At 64.5% G+C, this 21,438-nt stretch carries 18 protein-coding genes; 16 read left to right on the forward strand and 2 right to left on the reverse strand.

What is annotated here, in order from left to right; all coding sequences use genetic code 11:
• Positions 1-355 precede the first annotated feature (355 nt).
• Positions 356-697, reverse strand: a complete 342-nt coding sequence (locus tag BUB04_RS08440; protein ID WP_073038559.1) for a hypothetical protein — start codon at positions 695-697, stop codon at positions 356-358.
• A gap of 381 nt (positions 698-1,078) precedes the next feature.
• Here BUB04_RS08440 and recD point away from each other — a divergent pair, with 381 nt between their 5' ends.
• From recD to BUB04_RS08520, 16 genes are all read left to right on the forward strand, one after another.
• The gene (gene recD, locus BUB04_RS08445; protein ID WP_073038560.1) at positions 1,079-2,998 is read left to right on the forward strand and encodes an exodeoxyribonuclease V subunit alpha; all 1,920 of its coding nucleotides are present in this window, start codon (positions 1,079-1,081) and stop codon (positions 2,996-2,998) included.
• 203 nt (positions 2,999-3,201) lie between these two features.
• Positions 3,202-3,945 (forward strand): M48 family metallopeptidase, encoded by a 744-nt coding sequence (locus BUB04_RS08450; protein ID WP_178371943.1) that lies wholly within the window; start codon positions 3,202-3,204, stop codon positions 3,943-3,945.
• Between the two features lie 469 nt (positions 3,946-4,414).
• The gene (locus BUB04_RS08455; protein WP_073038561.1) at positions 4,415-5,410 is read left to right on the forward strand and encodes a C4-dicarboxylate TRAP transporter substrate-binding protein; all 996 of its coding nucleotides are present in this window, start codon (positions 4,415-4,417) and stop codon (positions 5,408-5,410) included.
• A 93-nt stretch (positions 5,411-5,503) separates the two neighbouring features.
• Positions 5,504-6,022: a TRAP transporter small permease gene (locus tag BUB04_RS08460; RefSeq protein ID WP_073038562.1), complete on the forward strand. Its 519-nt coding sequence runs from the start codon at positions 5,504-5,506 to the stop codon at positions 6,020-6,022.
• 15 nt (positions 6,023-6,037) lie between these two features.
• Positions 6,038-7,318: a TRAP transporter large permease gene (locus BUB04_RS08465; RefSeq protein WP_073038563.1), complete on the forward strand. Its 1,281-nt coding sequence runs from the start codon at positions 6,038-6,040 to the stop codon at positions 7,316-7,318.
• 15 nt (positions 7,319-7,333) lie between these two features.
• Positions 7,334-8,626 (forward strand): nickel-dependent putative hexonate epimerase, encoded by a 1,293-nt coding sequence (locus tag BUB04_RS08470; protein ID WP_073038564.1) that lies wholly within the window; start codon positions 7,334-7,336, stop codon positions 8,624-8,626.
• 40 nt (positions 8,627-8,666) lie between these two features.
• Complete coding sequence (locus BUB04_RS08475) at positions 8,667-9,278, forward strand: GntR family transcriptional regulator (RefSeq protein ID WP_073038565.1); 612 nt, start codon at positions 8,667-8,669, stop codon at positions 9,276-9,278.
• Between the two features lie 104 nt (positions 9,279-9,382).
• A complete protein-coding gene (locus BUB04_RS08480) occupies positions 9,383-10,111 on the forward strand; it encodes an SDR family NAD(P)-dependent oxidoreductase (RefSeq protein ID WP_073038566.1) in 729 nt (242 codons plus the stop codon).
• An 11-nt stretch (positions 10,112-10,122) separates the two neighbouring features.
• Positions 10,123-11,646 carry a gluconokinase gene (locus BUB04_RS08485; RefSeq protein ID WP_073038567.1) on the forward strand — a complete coding sequence of 508 codons (1,524 nt, stop codon included), beginning with the start codon at positions 10,123-10,125 and terminating at the stop codon, positions 11,644-11,646.
• Positions 11,631-12,575, forward strand: a complete 945-nt coding sequence (locus BUB04_RS08490; protein WP_218588401.1) for a phosphoglycerate dehydrogenase — start codon at positions 11,631-11,633, stop codon at positions 12,573-12,575. The genes BUB04_RS08485 and BUB04_RS08490 overlap by 16 nt, the downstream gene beginning before the upstream one ends.
• 354 nt (positions 12,576-12,929) lie before the next feature.
• The gene (locus tag BUB04_RS08495; protein ID WP_073038568.1) at positions 12,930-13,775 is read left to right on the forward strand and encodes an SDR family oxidoreductase; all 846 of its coding nucleotides are present in this window, start codon (positions 12,930-12,932) and stop codon (positions 13,773-13,775) included.
• 351 nt (positions 13,776-14,126) lie between these two features.
• The gene (locus BUB04_RS08500; RefSeq protein ID WP_073038569.1) at positions 14,127-14,792 is read left to right on the forward strand and encodes a bifunctional 2-keto-4-hydroxyglutarate aldolase/2-keto-3-deoxy-6-phosphogluconate aldolase; all 666 of its coding nucleotides are present in this window, start codon (positions 14,127-14,129) and stop codon (positions 14,790-14,792) included.
• Positions 14,789-16,081, forward strand: coding sequence for an MFS transporter (locus BUB04_RS08505; RefSeq protein WP_073038570.1), 1,293 nt, complete (start codon positions 14,789-14,791; stop codon positions 16,079-16,081). Before BUB04_RS08500 ends, BUB04_RS08505 begins: the two co-directional genes overlap by 4 nt.
• Positions 16,082-16,492: 411 nt before the next feature.
• On the forward strand, positions 16,493-17,776 hold the full coding sequence (locus BUB04_RS08510; RefSeq protein WP_073038571.1) for an APC family permease: 1,284 nt from the start codon (positions 16,493-16,495) through the stop codon (positions 17,774-17,776).
• 44 nt (positions 17,777-17,820) lie between these two features.
• Positions 17,821-18,234: a rhodanese-related (seleno)protein gene (locus tag BUB04_RS08515; protein WP_263577200.1), complete on the forward strand. Its 414-nt coding sequence runs from the start codon at positions 17,821-17,823 to the stop codon at positions 18,232-18,234.
• Between the two features lie 282 nt (positions 18,235-18,516).
• On the forward strand, positions 18,517-18,969 hold the full coding sequence (locus BUB04_RS08520; protein WP_073038573.1) for a response regulator: 453 nt from the start codon (positions 18,517-18,519) through the stop codon (positions 18,967-18,969).
• 180 nt (positions 18,970-19,149) lie between these two features.
• On the opposite strand, the gene BUB04_RS08525 is transcribed toward BUB04_RS08520, so the two are convergent.
• The gene (locus BUB04_RS08525; protein ID WP_073038574.1) at positions 19,150-21,438 is read right to left on the reverse strand and encodes a serine protein kinase PrkA; all 2,289 of its coding nucleotides are present in this window, start codon (positions 21,436-21,438) and stop codon (positions 19,150-19,152) included.

The following is a 21,438-nucleotide window of genomic DNA, read 5'->3' on the forward strand; positions in this document are numbered from 1 at the left end:
AGCCTGTCCGACAATGGCCCTCCGCCTCATGATGCCGGAGATTTGGGTTGCCTTCATAGCCGCGGGGCGTCAGTCCCGCGGAAACGGTTCATCGTAACGCCATGAAGTCATAGGGAATACCCGAAGGTCTGCCCGAACTTCGCGGATTCCTCCGCAGCCCTAAAGGGCTGCGCTACGAAAAAAGCGGTCATCTCAGGCGTTTTCGGACAGGCTCCTAGGAGTTGGAAGGCTCTGGACGGTCCCGAAATGTGCAGGCAAACGTTCCGGCCTGCGTTCGCATGATGCGTGATGAGCGGGCGGGGTTTACGCCCGCCCTTCAGGACCTATCCATGAGAAAGAATTGTCCCAATCCGATCTAGTTCTTGCCGGACCTTTCCAGTTCCTTTTTGATCCGCCGGTCGATATCGACCATGCGCGCCTCGTCCTGGGCAACCTCGATGAGCAGATCCTTGATCCCCAATTCCTCGGCGATGTGGTCAAGGCGCTCGGCCGATATCTTTTCGTACACCTTGTTTCCAAGCTCCGCCAATCGCCGGGTGACCTCCGTCTCCAGCCTGGCCTTTTCGCGTCGGAGCCGGGTAAGCTCAATGCCCTCTCCCGCCTTTTCAGTGATCTTGTGGACGGACGCGATGGCCGCATCGAACCCGGCTTCCATTCCTCGTTTGATTCTGTCCCAGAGTTTGATGCGATCTTCCATTTTGTCCTCCTTTCTCACTGAATGAAGACCGGTCCCCCTGCTGCCGCGAAGCGGCGGTGAGAGAATGGAGAAGGAGCCGTGAGATTTGTATTTGGCCGGATTTACACGACTAAGTTAGGTTCAGCGAGAGGATTGTCAAGAAAGCGGGAGGCGGGCGGGGATAAACCCCGCCCCTACATGGCGGCTGCATGAAGGGGACAATGCCGCCCGAGCCGGCAAGGTCAAAGTCGCTGCCCACGACTTTGCGTGCAGACAATTGTCCGCTTGCGCGGAGGGGGCGATTGGCGCCAAACTAGCGGGGAATGTTGAAACGCGGCCCCGGAGGGGCGGCGTCGACGGGGAACGGACGGCGGACGGATCGGTGCGGGAAGGGTGCGAGACATGATCCTGGAACGACTCAAGGAGCTGGCCCGGAAGGGGGTACTTCGAAGACTGGACTGGCAGTTCGCCCGCTGGGTGGGACGGATATCGGGAGACGAAAGCGAGCCCGTGCTCCTGGCCGCGGCGCTGGTGAGCCTCCGCGTGGCGGAGGGCGACGTGTGCGTGGATCTTGCGCAGTACGCCGGAAAGCCCCTCTTCGGTGATCCGTCGGGCGAAGACGGCGCCGTTTCGGCTCCCCCCCTGGACCCCTGGATCCAGGCCCTCAGCCGCTCTCCGGCCGTATCCACGCCCCCGGACATGGCCTCCACTGGTCACTCATCACTGGTCACTCATCACTCCCTCACGCCGCTGGTCCTGGACGGCACGCGGCTCTACCTCGCCCGTTACCGGGCCTTCGAAGAGGACCTGGCCCGGCGCCTGCTGGAACTGGCGGAAGGCTGGACGGACGTGGACCCGGCCCGGCTCCGGCCCCACCTGGACCGCCTCTTTCCCGCCCCGTCCTCACCGGACGAGGTGGACTGGCAGCGCGCGGCCGCCGCCGTGGCGGCCCTGAAGCGGCTTTGCATCATCTCGGGAGGCCCCGGGACGGGAAAGACCCACACGGTGACGGCCATCCTGGCCCTTCTTCATGCGCTCCAGCCCGACCGGCCGCCCCGGATCGCCCTGGCGGCCCCCACGGGAAAGGCCGCCGTCCGGATCACCGAATCGATCCAAAAAGCCGCGGGGTCCCTGCAGCCGGATGCGCTCCCGGGAAAGGAACTGACCCGCGCCGCGGTGACGCTCCATCGGCTCATCGGCATCCGCGAGGGCCGCTCCATCCCCCGCCACAACCCGGAAAACCCCCTGCACGTGGACGTGCTGGTGATCGACGAGGCGTCCATGATCGATCTTCCCCTCATGGCCCGAACCGTTGCGGCGCTCCCTTCCCACGCGCGCCTGATCCTTCTGGGCGACAAGGACCAGCTGGCGTCGGTGGAAGCCGGAAGCGTCTTTGCGGACCTGTGCGGCCGCGGGCGAACGCCCGCCTACAGCGAGCTGTGGCGGTGGAAGATGGAGGAGGCGGCCGGAATCCGTTTGCCTTTCGACTTCCACGGGCCCCCGCCCCACGCCTCCCCGCTGGACGACTGCACGGTCTTTTTGCAAAAGAGCTACCGGTTCGACGCCCAAAGCGGCATCGGGCGGCTGGCAGCGGCCGTGCGAACCGGATCGGACGTGGCGTCCGTCCTGGAACCGGACCCGCCCGACCACAAGCTCCCTTCCGAAGGCGTCCGCATGCGAAACGTTCCGGCTTCCCGGGTTCCCCTCGAAGTGCGGGAACGGGCCCTGGACCATCACCGGCGCCTCCTGGATTCCGGCCATATCCACCGGGCCCTGGAACGGATGGATTCCTTCCGGATCCTGTGCGCCCTTCGGGAAGGCCCCGCGGGAGTGAAGGCGGTGAACGCGGCGGTGGAGGAGGCCCTGGGGGTCGGAGGGGCGGGCGACCGCGGGCGTCCGCGCCACTACAAGGGCCGGCCCGTGCTCATCACCCAAAACGACTACCAGGTGCAGCTCTTCAACGGCGACGTGGGCCTCATCTGGCCCGACCCCGACGACGAGGGCCGCCTGTGCGCCTGGTTCCGCCTGGCGGACGGATCCCTCAGGAAGGTGCGGCCTCTTCGGCTGCCGCCCCACGAAACCGCCTTCGCCATGACGGTCCACAAGGCCCAAGGATCCGAATTCCAGCGGGTGCTCTTCATCCTTCCGGAAGACGACAGCCCCGTGCTCACCCGGGAGCTGGTCTACACGGCCGTCACAAGGGCGAAAGAGTCCGTGGAGATATGGGGATCGGAGCAGATCCTTCGGCTGGCCGCCTCCCGGGCCACCGCCCGAACGTCCGGCCTCTACGACCGGCTCTTCGCCCGGGCTTCCGGAAGCTGAGCGGGCGTCGCAACGGCCCTCGGGGCCGAGACGGAGTTTCCGACCACCGGGCCGCCGGGCGAAGCCCAGCGCGCAAAAAACGGCCTGTAGGGGCGAATCATCATTCGCCCCTACAGGGACCTGATAGCCAAACGTGCGCTACATCCTTTGTTTTCACGGGCTCCCCGTGATGGGAATTCATGAGACAGCAGGAGACAAGAAACGTGGCCCCACCACACGGCGGCCCATGGCCCCCACCCTACAAGATCAAGGAGAACGCCCGAGCCAAGCGGGTGACGCTCCGGATTGTTCCGGAAGCGGGCCTGGTGCTCACCGTCCCCCGGGGCTTCGACCGGCGCCGCCTTCCCCGGATCCTGGACCGGCACCGCCGCTGGATCGAAGAGGGCCTGGCCGGCCTGGATGCCCGGCGAAGCGATCTGACCCGCGCCGACGTGCTTCCCCAAAGGATTGATCTCCGGGCCGCGGGCACCGTCTGGACCGTCTCCTACCTAGACGGCCCGCCGGAGAGCATGGAGATTTCCTGGCGCCACCGGCCCGAGCCGCGCATCCGCCTTTACGGGGACCTTTCGCAGGTGCCCGTCTGCTGCCGGCTCCTTCGCCGGTGGCTGAGGGAAGAGGCGAAGCGGGTGCTTCCTCCCTGGGTGGAAGAGCTCAGCCGGGAAACGGGCCTTTCCTACACGACGGTTCGCATCGCCACCCAGAAGACGCGCTGGGGGAGCTATTCCACCCGGGGCACCGTGAGCCTAAACGCGGCGATCCTCCTCCTTCCCCGGGAGCTGGCCCGGCTGGTCATCGTCCATGAGCTCTGCCACAGCCGGCACCTGCGCCACGACGCCGCCTTCTGGAACCTGGTGGCCCGCCACGAACCGGACTGCCGCCGCCTGGACGCCGAACTGAACCGCGCCACGGACCGGCTGCCCGCCTGGTACCGGGCGTCCTTCTGGTAGGAACGTGCCCGAAAGCTGAAATCTCATAGCGATTTTTTCTTCGGGTGTCTCTTACACCGCGTGATCAGCGGGCGGGGATAAACCCCGCCCCTACTCAAGGGGTCCGTGCCTTTTTGCAGGGGCGGGCTTTACGACCGCCCTGCAGGACCTGTCCATGAGAAAGACTCGTCCAATCTGGCTGCCAATAAGCTGTGGGCTCCCGCTTGCGCGGGAGCGACCTGAAGAAGGGGGATCCTTTTACGGTTGATCTGATATATCAGATATGATATGCGAGGTAAGACGGCAGTCCTCAAGCTCCTGGAGACTCCGTGGAGCCACCACAAGACGCGGACCGACGGCCCGACCACCCCGTCCCACCGGCCGTCGGGAAGCAAAAGGGGGGGGTGATGGCGTTGCGATGATCCACCGCTTTGGGCTACGAAAGACAGGTCCGATCCACCCAAGTGCACTCACAGACAGGAGGTTTCCAATGGCTCGCAGGTTTGCATTCGTCACCGTTTTGCTGGCGGCCGTGGTGCTGGCGCTGAGCCCCACCGCCCAGGCCAAGGCCAAGTATGAACTGCGCTTCAACCACGTGCTGGGCCCCACCCACCCCTACCATGCCGGCTTCCTCAAATGGGCCCAAAGGGTCAAGGAACGAACCAACGGCGAACTGGAAATCAAGGTCTTCCACAGCTCCCAGCTGGGCGTGGAGGAAGACATCCTGGAGCAGGTCCGCCAGGGTGTTCCCGTGGGACAGAACACCGACTCGGCACGGCTGGGCAACTACGTGCCGGGCATCGCCGTCATGAACGCTCCCTATTTCGTGAGCAGCATCGAAGAGGTGGTCAAGCTCAACAAGTGCCCCACCATCAAGAAGTGGGAAAAGCAACTGGAAGACGAGTTCGGCTTCAAGGTGCTCAGCTTCAACTGGGTGCAGGGCTTCCGCCACTTCATGACCAACACGCCCATCCGCAAACCCGAAGACCTCAAGGGCCTGCGCATCCGCACCCCTCCCGCGCCCATCTGGCAGGAATCGGTGCGGGCCCTGGGGGCCGTGCCCACGGCGCTGAACTTCGGTGAGATCTACACCGCGCTGCAGCAGGGCGCCGTGGACGGGGCCGAGCTGGTCTACGACAACATCACCGCCGGCAAGCTTTACGAAGTCCTCAAGTACGTGAACGAAACGGGCCACTTCCTGCTCATCAACTTCCAGGTCATCAGCAGCAAGTGGTTCAACAGCCTGCCCGAAGAATACCAGAAGATCCTGGTGGAGGAATGTGACCGGGCGGGTCTGCAGACTTCCTACATGATCCAGGAAAACACCGAAAAGGTGAAGCAGATCGTCCAGCAGAAGGGCATGACCGTCATTTCGGACGTGGACCTGGAAGCCTTCAAGGCGGCAGGCAAGGCGGCCTACGAAAAGCTGAACCTCCTGGAGGCCCGGGACACGATCTACAAGGAACTGGCTGAAATCAAGGAATAGTGGACGTCGCGGTCGCCGCCGGGAATCCCCGGCGGCATCTTCCGCAGTCGCCCCCCCTTTGATTTCCCCCGGGCGCGGAGGCCGAGGATCCCCATGGAACGAATCAAGAAAATCTACGACCTTGTGTGCAAGGGCGAAGAGCTGGCGGCCGGAGTCTTCCTGGTGGCCATCATGGTCCTGATCTTTGCCAGCGGCGTGGCCCGTACGGTGGGGCACCCCCTGGGCTGGGGCATGGACATGGCCACGTTCCTCTTCGCCTGGACGGCCTTTTTCAGTGCGGACATCGCCCTTCGCAAGGACAAGCACATCCGAGTGGAAGCCCTGGTCCGGAAATTCCCCCCGCGGGTGCAGATCGCCATTGAAATCTTCAACTACCTGGCCATCACCGCCTTCCTGGTCTTTCTCATCGTCTACGGCATCAAGCTCAGCTACACCAGCCGGTTCCGGACCTTCCAGGGGATCCCGGGGTTCAGCTACATGTGGGTGACCCTGAGCGTGCCCGTGGGGAGCTTCCTGCTGCTCATCACGACCCTGATCAAGGGACGCGTCGCCGTGGGAAGATGGAAAACCGAGGGCGCGCCGACCGCCGAGCAAGCCGCGTCACGACCCTAAACGCCGGAGTCTCCCATGCTTTGGGTTTTCATCGTCTTTGTCTTCTTCCTCCTTCTCGGCATGCCCGTGGCCTTCGCCATCGGCATCTCCGGGTTCGTCTTCTTCGTCCAGCAGCCCAGCCTGCCCTTCACCATGCCGGCCCAGCTCATCCTGGCGGAAACGCAAAACTTCGCCCTGCTCGCCATCCCCATGTTCATCTTCGCCGGCAATCTTCTGAACAACACCGGCATCACGTCCCGCCTCATGGCCCTGTCGTCGGTGCTGGCGGGCCACATGCACGGCGGGCTGGCCCAGACCAGCGTGGTGCTGAGCACCCTCATGGGAGGAGTGTCCGGGTCGGCCATCGCCGACGCGTCCATGCAGTGCCGAATCCTGGGCCCGGAGATGCTCAAACGGGGCTACTCCCGGGGATACGCCGCCGGAATCAACGGGTTCACCGGCCTCATCACCGTCGCCATCCCGCCGGGCATCGGCCTGGTGCTCTACGGCAGCATCGGGGAGGTCTCCATCGGAAGGCTCTTCGCCGGCGGCATCGTCCCCGGCCTCCTCATGATGATCTTTCTCATGGCGGCCGTTTCCATGACGGCTCGCGCCAAGGGCTACGCGCCGGAAAGGCCGTCGAGAGCCCCCCTGAGCGACGTGGTCACCACGGCGGTGCGGAGCCTCTGGGCCCTGCTCTTCCCCTTCATCCTCATCGTGGGCCTTCGCTTCGGCCTGCTGGTCCCCTCGGAAGCGGGCTCCTTCGCTTCCATCTACGCCCTGGTGGTGGGTGTGGCGGCCTACCGGGAACTCACCTGGGAAAAGTTCGTCTCGGCCGTGCGGTTCACGGTGATGGACGTGGGCATGATCATGTTTCTCATCGCCCTTTCGGGCCTCATCAGCTACGGCATCACCTGGGAGATGATCCCCCAGACCCTTTCCCAGGTGCTCCTGAACTTCAGCGAGGACCGACACGCCATCACGGCCATCGTCTTGGCGTTTCTGCTGGTGCTGGGGATGATCGTGGACTCCACGGTGATCATTTTGCTGCTCACCTCCATCCTGGTGCCCATCATGGCCCACGTGGGCGTGGACCTGGTCTATTTCGGCGTGGTCATGGTGCTCACCTGCGCCATCGGGCTTCTGACCCCGCCCGTGGGCGTTTCCATGTACTCGGTGTGCAGTATCATGGAATGTTCCATCGAGGAATACATCCGGGAGAGCTGGCCGTTCGCCGCGGCCGTCGTGGCGGTGATCGTGGTGCTGGTCTTCTTCCCGCAGCTGGTGCTCTTCGTGCCCAACTGGATCTTCGGATAGCGAGGCCTCTCAATCATGGCGGAATTCGTCTTGGAAGCACCCCCGGGGAAATCCCTGGAGCGGCGGGAATGGGAAGACCTGCTGCGGCGCTTCGTGGATTCCCTAAAACCGGCTCCTTCCCGCGTTCTGCTGGTCCCTCCCGACGGCACGCGCCGCCATTCGGGCGCCGGGACCCTCACCAACGTGCTCTATCACCTGCTGGCCCGACGGTCCCGGGTGCAGGTCCTGCCCGCCACGGGAACCCACCGGCCCATGGATCCGGGTGAGCTGCACGCCATGTTCGGAGACATTCCGCTGGAGGCCTTCCTGGAACACCACTGGCGCCGGGATACGGTGCCCATCGGGACCATCCCGGGGGAGGTGACCGCCCGGGTGTCGCGCGGAGCGGTCGCCGACGAGATCGTGGTGGCCGTCAACCGGCTTCTGCCGGAAGGCGGCTTCGACCTGATCCTGTCCATCGGGCAGGTGCTGCCCCACGAAGTGGTGGGCATGGCCAACTACACGAAGAACATCGTGGTGGGCCTGGGAGGCGAGGACATCATCAACAAGTCCCACTACATCAGCGCCGTCTACGGCATCGAACGCACCCTGGGCCGGGACCGCACCCCCGTTCGCGAGCTCTACGACTACGCCGAGACCCGGTTCCTGGACGGCCTTGCCATCCGCTACCTTCTCACGGTAAACCACACCCTGGTGGACCCGGCCACGGGCACCTCGCGCCTGGCGGGTCTCTACATCGGACGGGACCGGAAGCTCTTCGAACGCGCCGTGGCCCTGAGCCGCTCCGTCAACATCACGCGCCTGGAAGAACCCGTCTCCACCTTCGTGGTCTACCTGGACGAGAAGGAATTCCGGAGCACCTGGCTGGGCTGCAAGGCCGTCTACCGAACGCGGCTGGCGGTGGCGGACGGAGGCCACGTGGTCATGATCGCCCCCGGCCTGGAAAGGCTGGGCGAAGACCCGCTTTTCGACCGGATCATCCGCCAGTATGGTTACGTGGGAACGGAGCGGATCACCCGCCTGGTGGAAACCCGGGAAGACCTGCGCCGAAACCTGGCCGTGGCCGCCCATCTCATCCACGGGTCCACGGAGGGGCGCTTCCACGTGACCATCGCCACGGACACGGTGGACCGCCGGGTGATCCAATCGGTGGGCTTCGGGCACATGAGCCTGGAAGAGGCCCGGGAGCGGTACCGATACACGGAACGGACACCTGGCCGTCATACCGCCTCCGACGGGACGCCTTTCTACTACATCGCCAATCCGGCCACCGGGCTGTGGGCGGCCGCCGGGCGTCTGGATGACTAGCGGTCCCCCCACGTCGGGGAAAGGAGTTTCGCACTTGCTCATGCACCTTGTGACCGACAGCATCACCGAACAGATCTACCGGATCATCAAGGAGAAGATTCTCCTGACGGATCTCAAGATGGGGGAGCAGATCAACCCCCGGGAACTGGCCTCGGAATTCAACGTGAGCGTCATGCCGGTTCGGGACGCGCTGAGGCGCCTGGTCAACGAGGGCCTGGTGGTCAACAAGGCGCGGGTGGGCTTCTTCGTCCGCTCCTTCACCCGCCGGGAAATCCAGGACATCATGGAAGTGCGCCGTCTCTATGAACTCTACTGCCTGGATCAGTACTTCCACGAGCTGGATCGGGAAAAGCTCCGGGAAATCCTCAACGCCTGCCGGGAGACCGAGACCCTGTCGCGGCGCCACTTCGACGAGCTGGACGAGGCCATCCACGAGCTGATCATTACCGCGTCCCACAACGACTACCTGATCGAGAGCTACCACAACGTGAAGAACCAGATCATCATCTGCCGCCATCTGGACCGGGACCGCATGGAGGTGGCCCATGGGGAGCACATCCGGCTCCTGGAAGCCATTCTGGAAGGGAAGAAGGAGAAGGCGGTGGACATCCTCCGCAGCCACATCAACCGGGTGGCGGAAGCCATCCTTTGAGGCGGCGGCGCGGAGGTTCGGAGGCTAGGAGAAAGCGGCGCACGCCGCGGCGGGAAGCTGCACACGCCAACTGGTATATCAGATATTAAAAAGGAGGCGCATCCATGACTGAAAGAATCGCTGTGGTCACCGGAGCCGTGACCGGTATCGGTCGGGCCGTGGCCGAAGCCCTCACCCAAAACGGCTGCCGGGTGGCGGCCTGTGACGTGGACGAAGCACGGGGTCGACAGCTGGAACAGGAAAACCCCCGGATCCGTTTCCGCAAATGCGACGTCTCCAACGAAAACGACGTGGCCGCCGTCGTCCAGGCCGTCCTGGAAGACCACGGCCGGATCGACATCCTGGTCAACAACGCCGGGATCATCCGCCGGCGCACCGGTGAAGAGATCCGAACCGAGGACTGGGACGCGGTCTTCGCCGTCAACGTCCGGGGCGCCTTTCTCTTCTGCAAGCACGTCACGCCGGTCATGAAGCGGCAACGAAGCGGGCGCATCATCAACATCTCCTCCATCGCCGCCAAGCTGGGCGACATCACGTCGGCCCCGGGCTACGGCCCGTCCAAAGCGGCCATGGACGCCCTCACCAAAACCTTCGCCCGCGAACTGGCCGAATACGGCGTGACCGTCAACGGCGTGGCGCCCCACGCCATCCGCACCGAGATGAGCGCCCAGTGGTCCGAGGAGAAGCGCCGGGAGGTCATCGAGGCCATTCCTCTCAAGCGCCTGGGCGAACCCCGTGAGGTGGCGGCCGCCGTGGTCTTTCTGGCCTCCGAGGATGCCGGCTTCATCACCGGAGAGATCCTGGACGTCAACGGCGGATGCCTCATGGATTGAGAGGAACGCCCGTGGAACACTACACCTGCGGCATCGATATCGGCACCTCGTCCACCAAGGCGGTGGTCTTCGACCCATCGCTGCGGAAGGTCTTTTCCGTCTCGGTGCCCTACGCCTTCACCGACACCCGGGAAGGCGCCGCCGAGTTGGACCCCGACCAGGTGGCTGATGCGGCGATCCGGTGCCTTTCCCGATGCGCCGCCCATGGGGCCCAGGCCGGAACCCCCCTGGCGTTCGCCTCTTTCAGCTCGGCGCTCCACACCCTGATGGCCGTGGACCGGTCCGGAAATCCCCTGGGCGGGTGCCTGACGTGGGCGGACGTGCGCCCCATGGAAGCCATCGGCACCGTTCGGTCCTTCGGCAACATCTACGAGCGGACCGGATGCCCGCCCCACGCCATCTACACGCCCGCCAAGATCCTGTGGCTCCGCCGGCGCCGGCCCGAAGCCTACCGGAAGGCGGCGCGCTTCGTCACGCTCAAGGAATACATCCTCCACCGCCTCACCGGGCGCTGGGTGGCGGACTTCGGGGTGGCCAGCGGCGGAGGGCTCCTGAACCTCCATGAGAAGGGATGGGACCGGGAGCTGCTTCGGGCTCTGGAACTGCAGGAGGACTCGCTTTCCCCCCTGGCGGACGGGACCACGGTGCTTTCCATGAAAAGGGAATGGGAGGAAAGGATCGGGGCCCGCTTCCCGCTGGTGCTCGGAAGCGGAGACGGGCAACTGGCCAACCTGGGGGCGGGCACCTATGCGTCGCGCCGCTTCGTGGCCACGGTGGGGACCAGCGGAGCGGTCCGCGTCTTTTCACCCGAAGCCAGGCTGGATTCCCGGGGCCGGACCTGGTGCTACATGCTGGACCGGGACACCTACGTGACCGGCGGAGCCATCAACAACGGGGGCATTGTCCTGGGCTGGCTGCGGAGCCGCCTGGCCTATGAGTACGGCGAGGACGGCGTGGCGGTTCCGGTGTACGAGGATCTCAGCCGCATGGCGGAGGAAGTTCCGCCGGGCGCCGGCGGTCTCCTGTTCCTGCCCTTTCTCACAGGAGAACGGACTCCCGACTGGAACGCCGCAGCCCGCGGGGTCGTCCTGGGCCTGGGCATGGAACACGGGTTCCGGCATCTGGTCCGAGCCGCCATGGAAGGGGTGGCCTTCCGCCTGAACGCCAATTTCCTCGTCCTGCAGGAGCTGGCGGGCGAAGCCCGCGATGTGATCATCTCGGGCGGCGTCACCCACTCCCGGGTGTGGCTCCAGATTCTGGCGGACGTCCTGGGAAGGCCCCTCCTCCTGTATCCCGGAGCGGAAAACTCCACCCTGGGCGCGGTACTCATGGGACTCAAGGCCCTGGGGATCCTGGACGACTACTCACAGGCGCCCCTTCCCGACAAGGCGGAACGGACCGTCTCTCCCGACCCGAACAACCACGGGATCTACCGGGAACTCTTTGCCCTTTTCCAGCAGGCCTACGACGGCACCCGTGCCGTGATCGAAAGGCTTCAAGACCTACGGGGGACATCACCGTGTGGACCGTTCTGATCACTCCCAAATCGTACTACGAAGTCAGAAAAGAGATGGAACCTCTGCTGAAGGGCTGCCGGGTGATCTACAACGAAACCGGCCGGACCCTCACCGAGGAGGAGATGTGCCGCCTGGCATCCGGGGCGGACGGGATTCTGGTGGGCGTGGACCCGGTGTCGCGGAAGGTGATCGAGGGCGCACCCCGCCTGAAGGCCGTTTCCAAGTACGGCGTCGGCGTGGACAACATCGACCGGGAAGCCCTTGAGGAAAGGGGGATTCCGCTGGCCACCACCCCGGGCGCCAACAACGTGTCGGTGGCCGAACTGACCGTGGGGCTCCTCTTTGTGCTGGCCAGAAACCTCTACGCGGCGGCGGCGGAGGTCAAGGCCGGAGGGTGGTCCCGGGTGCGGGGTACGGAGCTGACCGGAAAGACCCTGGGGCTGGTGGGCTGCGGCGGCATCGGCCGGGAAGTGGCCCGCCGCGCCCGGGGACTCCTGATGAAGGTCTGCTTTTACGATCCCTACTTCCAGGATGAACGGTTCATCCGGGAACACGAGCTGGAGCGGCTTTCGTTGGAGGAGCTTCTGGCCGTATCGGATTTCGTCTCCCTGCACGTGCCTCTCACCGGGGAAACCCGAAAGCTCATGAACCGGGAGCGGCTGGGGCTGATGAAGCCGGGGGCGTATCTTATCAACACGGCGCGGGGGGAGCTGGTGGACGAAGAAGCCCTCCATTGGGCCTTGAGCAGCGGCCGGCTCGCCGGAGCCGCCTGCGACGTTTTTTCCAAGGAACCCCCCGGCGACCATCCGCTGCTCCGCCTGGACAACTTCCTCCTCACCCCCCATGTGGGCGCCCACACCCACGAGGCGGTGACGCGCATGGCCAAGGCGGCGACGGAAAACCTGCTTCGCCTGTTGGCCGCCTCGGGCGGTTCGGGACCCCGTTGAGCCGCCGCCCAGAAGGAAGCCCCAACCAACCGTCCTGGGGGGTCGCACGGGCCTGGGGGCTTGTCAGGGAATCCCTTTCCTGTTCAAGATGCAGGGAAGTTTCCGTTCCTTCCGTAGCCGCGGGGCTTCAGCCCCGCGGGACAGAGCCATCGGAACCCCTGGATGGGGCAGGCAGTACCCGACAGCCTATCCGACGCCCGAAGGCCCATCCGCAGCCCCGAAGGGCTGGGCTACGAGAAAAACGGTCATCGGTGACATCGTCGGACAGCCTCCCGGAGCCGGCGGAGCATCGTCCAGGGCCCCGAGATGACATGTCCCATGTCGGCGTATCTACCCTAAATATGGAGTGATGCCATGCATGAATCTGAAGACCCCAGAAAGGCCGATCCCCTCTTCGATCTCGCCGGCAAGGTGGCGGTCGTGACGGGCGGAGCCGGCATTCTGTGCCGGGAGATGGCCTTCGCCCTGGCCGAACGAGGCGTTGGGGTGGCCGTGATGGGGCGGCACGGGAACAAGGCGGAGGCGGTGGCCGAAGAAATCGAATCCCGGGGCGGCCAGGCCATGGGACTGGAAGTGGACGTCCTCGACAAGGCCGGCCTCCTGAGGGCCAGGGAAGCGGTGCTCGACCGCTTCGGCCGGGTGGACATCCTCATCAACGGCGCCGGCGGAAACAAAAAGGAAGCCACCACCTCGGAAGAGCTCTCCTTCCTGGATCTTCCCGAAGACGCCCTGAGATGGGTTTTCGACCTCAACTTCCTGGGAACCCTCCTCGCTTGCCAGGTCTTTTTGGATCCCATGGTCCGCCAGGGTTCCGGGGCCGTTCTCAACATCTCCTCCATGGCGGCCTTCCGGCCGCTCACCCGCACCGTCGCCTATTCGGCGGCCAAGGCGGCCGTGAGCAACTTCACCCAATGGCTGGCCGTGCACGTGAGCCACCACTACTCCCCGCGCATCCGAGTCAACGCCTTGGCCCCGGGATTCATCCTGACCGAGCAGAACCGATACCTGCTCACGGACGAAGAGACCGGGAAGCCCACGGACCGGGGGCGCGCCATCCTGCGTTCCACGCCCATGGGGCGCTACGGAACCCCCGAGGATCTGTTGGGTGCCGTCATCTGGCTGGTGTCCGATGCGGCCGCCTTCGTCACCGGGGCGGTCATTCCCGTGGACGGTGGTTTTTCGGCCTTCTCCGGCGTCTAGGAGCCCGTCGGACAATGGCTCTCCGGAACAAGAGCCCGAGCCATGGCCGCTCTTTTCGTAGCCGCGGGGCTTTAGCCCCGAGGAAAGGGCCATCGCACCTTCATGAAATGACCGGGAATACGCGATGGCCCATCCAACGTCCGGAGGTTCCTCCGCCGCCCTAAAGGGCAGCGCTACGAGAAAAGAGATCATCCGCGACGTTTTCGGACAGCCTCCTGGGAGGCTGCCGGAAATCGCCGAGGAAGGCCACCGGCCGGGATGGAATCATGCCCATGACGGTTTCCGGATCACGGCTCACCGATCACGGGATACGGATTACGGATCACGGATCTTTTCAACGGGAGACGGATCATGCTGGACAAGAGAATTTGCCTGGAACGAATCGAAAAGACGGGCATCGTGGCGGTGGTGCGGGCCGAGAGCCCGGACCGGGCCCTTCGGATCGCAGACGCGGTCAAAAGAGGCGGGGTGGACGTGATCGAGATCACCATGACGGTGCCGGGAGCCCTGGAGGTGATCCGGGAGCTATGCCGGGCCTATCCCAAAGACGAGGTGCTGGTGGGGGCCGGCACGGTCCTGGACAGCGAAACGGCCAAGGCGTGCCTCATGGCCGGAGCCCGGTTCATCGTCTCGCCCGGAACCGACGTGGACACCATCCGACTGTGCAATCAATATCGGGTGGCGGTCATGCCCGGGGTGTTCACCCCCACGGAACTCATGCATGCCTTGCAGGGGGGAGCGGATGTCTGTAAGATCTTTCCCGCTTCTCTCTTCGGACCGGCCGTGATCAAGGCCATGAAAGGCCCGTTCCCCCAGGCGCTCCTCATGCCCACGGGCGGAGTGAACGTCGACAATGTGGGGGAGTGGATCCGCGCGGGCAGCTTCGCGGTGGGAGCCGGAAGCGAGCTGACTTCCGGGGCCAAGGACGGAAACTACGATCTGGTGACGGAAACGGCGCAGCTCTTCGTCAGCCGTATCCGGCAAGCCAGGGCGGAGATGGTGGGGAGTTCGCGGTGACGCACGGAGACAGGCGGGAGCTTCTTCGGTATCGGTGGTACATCTTCGCCACGCTGGCTTTCGCCTATCTCTTCGTCTATTTCCACCGGCTGAGTCTTTCCGTGGTGGCCGAGGAGCTGGCCCGGGAGTTCTCCACATCGGCCGGAGCCCTAGGGTTCCTGGGATCCGTTTACTTCTACTGCTACGCCTTCATGCAGTTTCCCGCCGGGCTTCTTTCCGATTCCATCGGGCCGCGCAAGGCGGTGAGCGCCTTCACGGTGGTGGCCGCGGCGGGAAGTGTCCTCTTCGGGACGGCCCCCCATTTGACGGCCGCCTTTGCCGGCCGGTTCCTGGTGGGCATGGGGGCCGCCATGGTGTTCATCCCCACCATGAAGATCCTCTCCCAGTGGTTTCGGCCCCGGGAGTTCGCCTTCGTCTCCGGGATTCTCAATGCGGTGGGCGGCCTGGGCATCCTGGCCGCCACCTGGCTCCTGGCCCGGCTCACCACGGCCTTCGGATGGCGTCTGTCCTTTCAGCTCATCGGGGGCGTCACCCTGGTGATCGCCGGCCTGGTGTGGGCGGTGGTGCGGGACCGGCCGGAAGCCAAGGGCTGGCCGCCCCTGGCGGCCCAGCCGGCCACCGGTGCCACATCCAGTCCCGGCGCGGCCGGCGGCCTTCGCCAGGGGGTGCGCCATGTGCTCTCCTCGCCCCAGTTCTGGCTCTTCTCCCTCTGGTCCTTTGTCAATTACGGAATCTTTTTCGGTTTCGGAGCCCTGTGGAGCGGCCCCTACCTCATGCACACCTACGGCATGGACCGGGAGCAGGCGGGGTCCGTGCTGAGCATGATCGCTTGGGGCATGATCTTCGGAAGCCCCGCCCTGGGCTTTTTGTCGGACCGGGTTCTTCGAAGCCGCAAGAAACCCTTGGTGGCCTGTGCCCTGGCCATGACCCTGGAACTGGGATTCCTCAGGATCTTTCCTTCCGGACTTCCCACGTGGGCTCTCATGGCCTTCTTTCTCCTTTTTTCCATCAGCTCGTCGTCCACGGTGGTCATCGCCTTCACGGCCGTCAAGGAGCTCTTTCCCATCCAGATCGCCGGAACCGCCCTGGGATCCCTCAACCTCTTTCCGTTTCTGGGCGGCGCCGTGGCCATGCCGTTGCTGGGATGGATCCTGGACCGTTATGCCGGCGGCGGGAAGGCCTTCGGGTATCCCCTGGAAGCCTACACGGTGCTTCTTTCCTGCCTCTTCCTGTCCTCCCTGGTAGTGCTTGCCTGCACCTTCTTCATGCGCGAAACTTACCAGGACTGAAAGGCGGGGCGGAGATTCCAAGTTCCCGCCCGATCCGCCAAACGACGTCAGGTTCCCGAGGGTCGCGAGGTGACGGGGATCCCCAACAGACCGGTAGAGCCTAATGGAGCGATTCTTTTGCCGATTCTTCTTATCTCCGCGCCATTAGCGGGCGGGGATAAACCCCGCCCCTACCCAACAGGTCCATCCGCCTTCGTAGGGGCGGGCTTGCGGATCACGCTCTCGGTGGCCCCATCGGTCGGGTCCATCCGCCTTCGTAGGGGCGGGCTTTACGCCCGCCCGCCGGAGCCTCGCGATGGGGAAGAATCGTCCAATTCGGATACAGGACAGGCGCTGTCCCATGGCGCAGAGAGCCTGCTCCGGCGCTCCTCTGAGGCGGCCCGCCGAAGCGGCTCTTGATGGGAAAAATCCGTGAAGCATCTGCTGACTTTGGCCGCCATGGCGGCTGGATTCATGGTATGCCCCGAAACCCTGGCCCTGGCGGGAAACGCGGCCGGACGGATCGGCCCGGCTTTTGCCGGGGCGCTGGCGGCCGCCGGGATCCTTCACGGCTTGACGGCTTGGAATCTTGGCCGTACCGGCGACGCAATCGGACGAAGGGCCTCTCCGGAAGAGGTGCTGGAAGCGGGGCTGGGCGGGGCTTGGACCGGCGTGCTTCTCGCCGCCCGATGGACGCTCACGGCGGGACTGGCCACGGGTGTGTGCGCCGGCGCCGGGTTCGCCTTCAACGAGATCTTTTACCATGCCTTTCCCAACTTCGCCTTTGCCGCCCTGATCCCCGCCGGTCTCGGGCTCCTGAGGATCCGGGGGCGGGATTTGGCCGAGCGCATCCAGGTCGGCGCCGTGGCAATCGCCCTGGCGGGACTGCTGGTGCTCGTGGCCTGGGCGCTTCTTCTTCCCGACGCCTTTGCCCCGGGTGAGACCGCCCAAACGACGCCGGCCACCGGCATCCGCACCTGCCTTCTGGCGCTCACGGCCCTGGCGGGCTTCGAACTGGCCCTGGAGCCCGGGGAGGGAAACCGGCCGGAAGCCTTCCGCGCCATGGTCTTCGCCCTGGCCATCGGAGCCCTCGTGCTCATTGCCTGGACGTGGATGGCCGCTGCGGTCGTTCCGGCCTCCAAGCTGGCCGCATCCACCCTTCCCCATCTTCTGGCGGCGCGTCGCATCGCAGGCCCGCCGGGGCGGACGATCATGGGCCTGGTCATCATCTCAGGATCCGTCGCCGTCGTGAACGCCCTCATGGCCGGAGCCTCCGGAACCCTTCGGCGCATGAGCCGAAGGGGGCTTCTGCCGAAGGGTTACCTTTCGGAGGCTACCCGGGTTCGGATCTTCGAGGGATTTTCCGCGGCGTGGATCCTGGGCTGGCTGGTGTCCGGCATGGCGGGATCCCCCAATCTGGAAGTCCTCATTCGGGCCGGATGGATTCTCTGGCTCTTCCATTACGGGATCCTCCACCTGGCGGCCTACCGAATCCAGAAAACGACGGTCGAGGGCGGAAGACCGCCCGGTCTGACTCTTTCCGCGGCGGCCGCCGCGGGCTACGCCGTATCGAGCCTCGCTCTGGTCGTCTTGGATCCCTCGCCCTGGAAGGTCGCGGCGGCGGCAATCGCACCCGCCCTTCTCGCCGTCCCGGCGGTTCGTGGTTACATTAGATCAGGGCGCGGCGGAGAACGGGTTTCCTCCGCTTCCCCGTGAACGCTCCGGCAGGGGCCCTTCAACCAACGGACGGGAGGAACGGTATGAGACACAAAGTCCTTTGGTCCTTCATCCTGGTGATCTCGCTCGCTTTCTTCGCGGCCTCCCTTGTGCCCGAAGTGCGGGCCGCCGATGCGCCCAGGATGACCAAGGAAGAACTGAAAGGGATGTTGGGATCCTCCGACCTGATCGTCGTCGACGTTCGGGCCGGAAGGGACTGGACTTCCAGCGAATTCAAGATCCAGGGAGCCGTCCGGGGGGACCCGGGCGACGTGGCTTCCTGGGCCGGCAAATACGACAAAACCAAGACCATCGTCCTCTACTGCGCCTGACCCAACGAAGCGACCAGTGCCAGTGTGGCACGGCAATTGATGGAGATGGGCTTCCAAAAGGTTTATGCGCTCAAGGGCGGTTGGCACGAGTGGCACAGGGCCCAATTCCCTGTGGATGAGAAGTAGCGAACCGGGAGCGGCTTCCCCTGCCGGAGCCTCATCTTTTTGCAACCATGAAGGTCGGTCGTGGCCCCGAGGCCTTGTCCGACAATGGATTCTCAGACTGTAGGGGCGAAGGATCATTCGCCCCTACCATTCGCCCCTACAGGGATCCGATTCTCAAGGGCGCGTTTCATTCTCCGTTGTCACGGGGCAGAGAACCGCGAAGGAACCCGATTGGACGCCGATGGGGAGAGCGGAGTGGCGAGCTTGCCATGACCGTTACGCGGAAAGTGAAGGAGGTAGGCCATGCCCGGTGCACTCAACGTGATCATCGTGGACGACGATCCCGATGTGCTGGCCTTCCTGCAGGAAGTGCTGGAGTCCTTCTACATCTGGGGGGATGTGCTGACATTCGGAGATCCCGATGAGGCGGCGGCCTACTGCCTGGAGCAGCCGCCCGGGGTGGCCGTGTTCATCCTGGACGTGTACATGGGATCCTGCACGGCCTTCGACTTCCTTGAGCGGGTCCGGGTCCGCTTCCCCATGGCTCCCCAGGACGCCGTCATCATCACGGGAAACGCCAGCGACGAGGTGGTGAACGCGTGCGTGGAGGCCGACATCACCCATCTCCTGGAAAAGCCCATGCGGCCCTACGCCCTCCAACTCGCCGTCCGGTCCATTGTTTCCAAGTACATCAAGTTCGCCCGCCGACTGCTCACCGATCCGGATTTTGCCGACCGATTGCCGGCCATCCACTGACGTAGATCCTCAATTGAACGAATGAACGAATCTCCCCGTCTCGAGGTTCCGGCGGGCGGGCGTAAAGCCCGCCCCTCCGAAGGCGGATGGACCTGTTGAGCGGGCGGGGTTTATCCGCGCCCGCCCATCGCGCGGAGACAAGAAGAGCACAGCGAAAGAACCGTTCCTTTCGGGTGGGAATCAGGAACGGAAGGACTCGGCCAGGTTCTTGTCCAGCACGTAGAGTGTCACTTCCTTGGCGCCCTGCACCGTGTACCCGTAGCGCTTCGTCAAATTTCCGATCAGGTGCGTCACATCGTGGCGCAGGCGGGCGTCGTAGGTGCGGAAGGCGTCCGTTTCGTAGTCCTTCACCGCCCCCCGGAAGTTGTCGTTTCCCTGGAAGGGATCCAGAGCGTTTTCCTTCAGGTTGTGCACGTAGCGCTCGTGGAGATCCCGGTAGAGTTCCGTCTCTTCGATGGGCTTCCCTTCCAGGCGCATCTCGTGGGCGAGGGTCCGGGACGTGTAGCGGTGCTGCACGTCCCGGCGGAAGGCGCGCCGGTCCGACGGGGACGCCCGCCCTCCCAGGAGCCTCTTTTCCACACCTTCGAAGAACTGCTCCGAGACCTCCACCATCTCCCCGGTGTAGATGCAGCGCACCGTGCTTCCCGGCTCGAAGTTGACCGCGAACAGGTAGTTCTGGATCTCCCGGGCGATCCGCTCCTCGTTGTAGTCGTAGAGGGACTCCTTCACCTCCTCCAGCACGGTGTAGTCGTAGAGGCGAACCAGGCTGTCCAGAAAGTCCGGGGAAATATAGCCGCTGGACCCGTTGGGGATCTTGCGGAAGAACCGGTAGACCATGTCCATGGTGATGAGCCGGTCCGGGCGGGCGTGCGCCGAAAAGAAGTCGATGAAGATGTTCTGGGAATCCCGCCCCGTGATCCCCCGATCGCCTTCCGTTTCCGATTCGCCGATGATCCGGTGGCGCCGCTTGGCCGTGAAGTTCTTCCGGTCCGCCTCGTCCAGCCAGGGAGGGATCTGCCCCGTGTAGATCTCCATCTTGAGCAGATGCAGGTTGCGGTCGCAGTAGGCGTGGTACTTTTCCGGACGGCTGATCCATTCGCCCATGGCCTCCGACTGGGGCTTGAGCCGCGTGGAGATGATGACCTTGGCGAAACTCGGCAGCACCCGGGGCAGAAAATAGCGCTCGATGTCCTCGCCGAAGATGTTCTTATAGATCTTCACCTCCGTGTTGTAGTCCAGGATGTAGGGGATCTTGATGTAGGTGATGCGGTCGGCGAAGGAGCGCTCTTCGGCGATGTTCACCTGGTCTTCCGGGTTCATGAGGGCCAGGAAGAGGGAGTGGACGTTTTCCTCGATCTCCTCCACCTTGTGCACCCCTTCGCTGATGATCCCGTGGAGATCGGCGAACCGGTCCCGGTTGTGGGCCTTCACGTCCATGAGCGCGTAGACGCCGTTGTTGGTGTTGGCGTAGCGTGAATAGAGGTAGCGCACGCGGTTGCTGTCCCGGAGCAGGGCGTTGAGCTGCTGCTGGATCTGGGGGTTGGTGAGCACCCGGTCCCGGGTGGGTTCGTCTCCGGGGTTGTAGACGCTGATGCCCTGGCCCAGGCGCCGGTTGAACCGGTATCGCCGGGCGAAGATCATGGGGAAGACCTTTTCCGGGCTTCCCAGGATTTCCAGCAGGTTCTGGTAGAGGGACTGGCAGATGGTGCAGGGCTGGTCCCGGAAGACCCAATCGTATTGCTTTTCTCCGAAAAGGCGCTTCTTGAAATCCCCGTCCTCAATGAGTTCTTCCAGCACGTCCCGGCGGTAGGCCTTGGGGATGAGCAGCAGCGGGTTGTCGTGGCTCGGACACGGCACCTCCAGAACGTCCTTTCCCGTGAAGGGCAAGGGGGATTCGTCGGCCGTGCCCGACCGGATCCCGGGCGGTCCCTCCACCAGGCTTTTCAGCTGGTGGAGCAGGTAGTGGGCTTCCCGGTCCGCCCCCGCGCCCAGCTCCCGCTTGTCGATCCGCCACAGGGCCTCGTAGCAGGCCCCCTCCTCCGTGCCCGTGTAGAGCTCGAACTTCAGCAGCAGGTTGTTGAGGAAGGTGCTCTTGCCGCACCCGTGCGGTCCCTCGAAGATGTAGATCCGGTTCTGCTGGGCTCCGCGGCGGAAGGCGGCCACCTGGTTGATGAATCGGTTGGCGAAGAGGCGGTCGGCGAAGAACGGATGATCCGTTCCCTCCACGAAGAGCCGGCTGCAGTCGTAGTAGACGAAGTGGATCGATTCGGGATCGTCCGGGTATTCGTCCACGCCTTCTCCCACGTAGGTCATGACCATGTCGTGGAAGCGCTGGTGGACGTTTCGGAAGATCCGCTCGGGGCGCCGCCCCGCCATCTCCAGGAATTCCTGGAAGGTGAGGGGCTGGCACGATTCCCGCTCCCGGATCCTCTCGAAGAGGCGGTTGAGGGTCTGTTGGCTCTTGTTCAT

It is taken from the genome of Desulfacinum infernum DSM 9756 (assembly GCF_900129305.1).
Taxonomy (GTDB): Bacteria; Desulfobacterota; Syntrophobacteria; order Syntrophobacterales; family DSM-9756; genus Desulfacinum; species Desulfacinum infernum.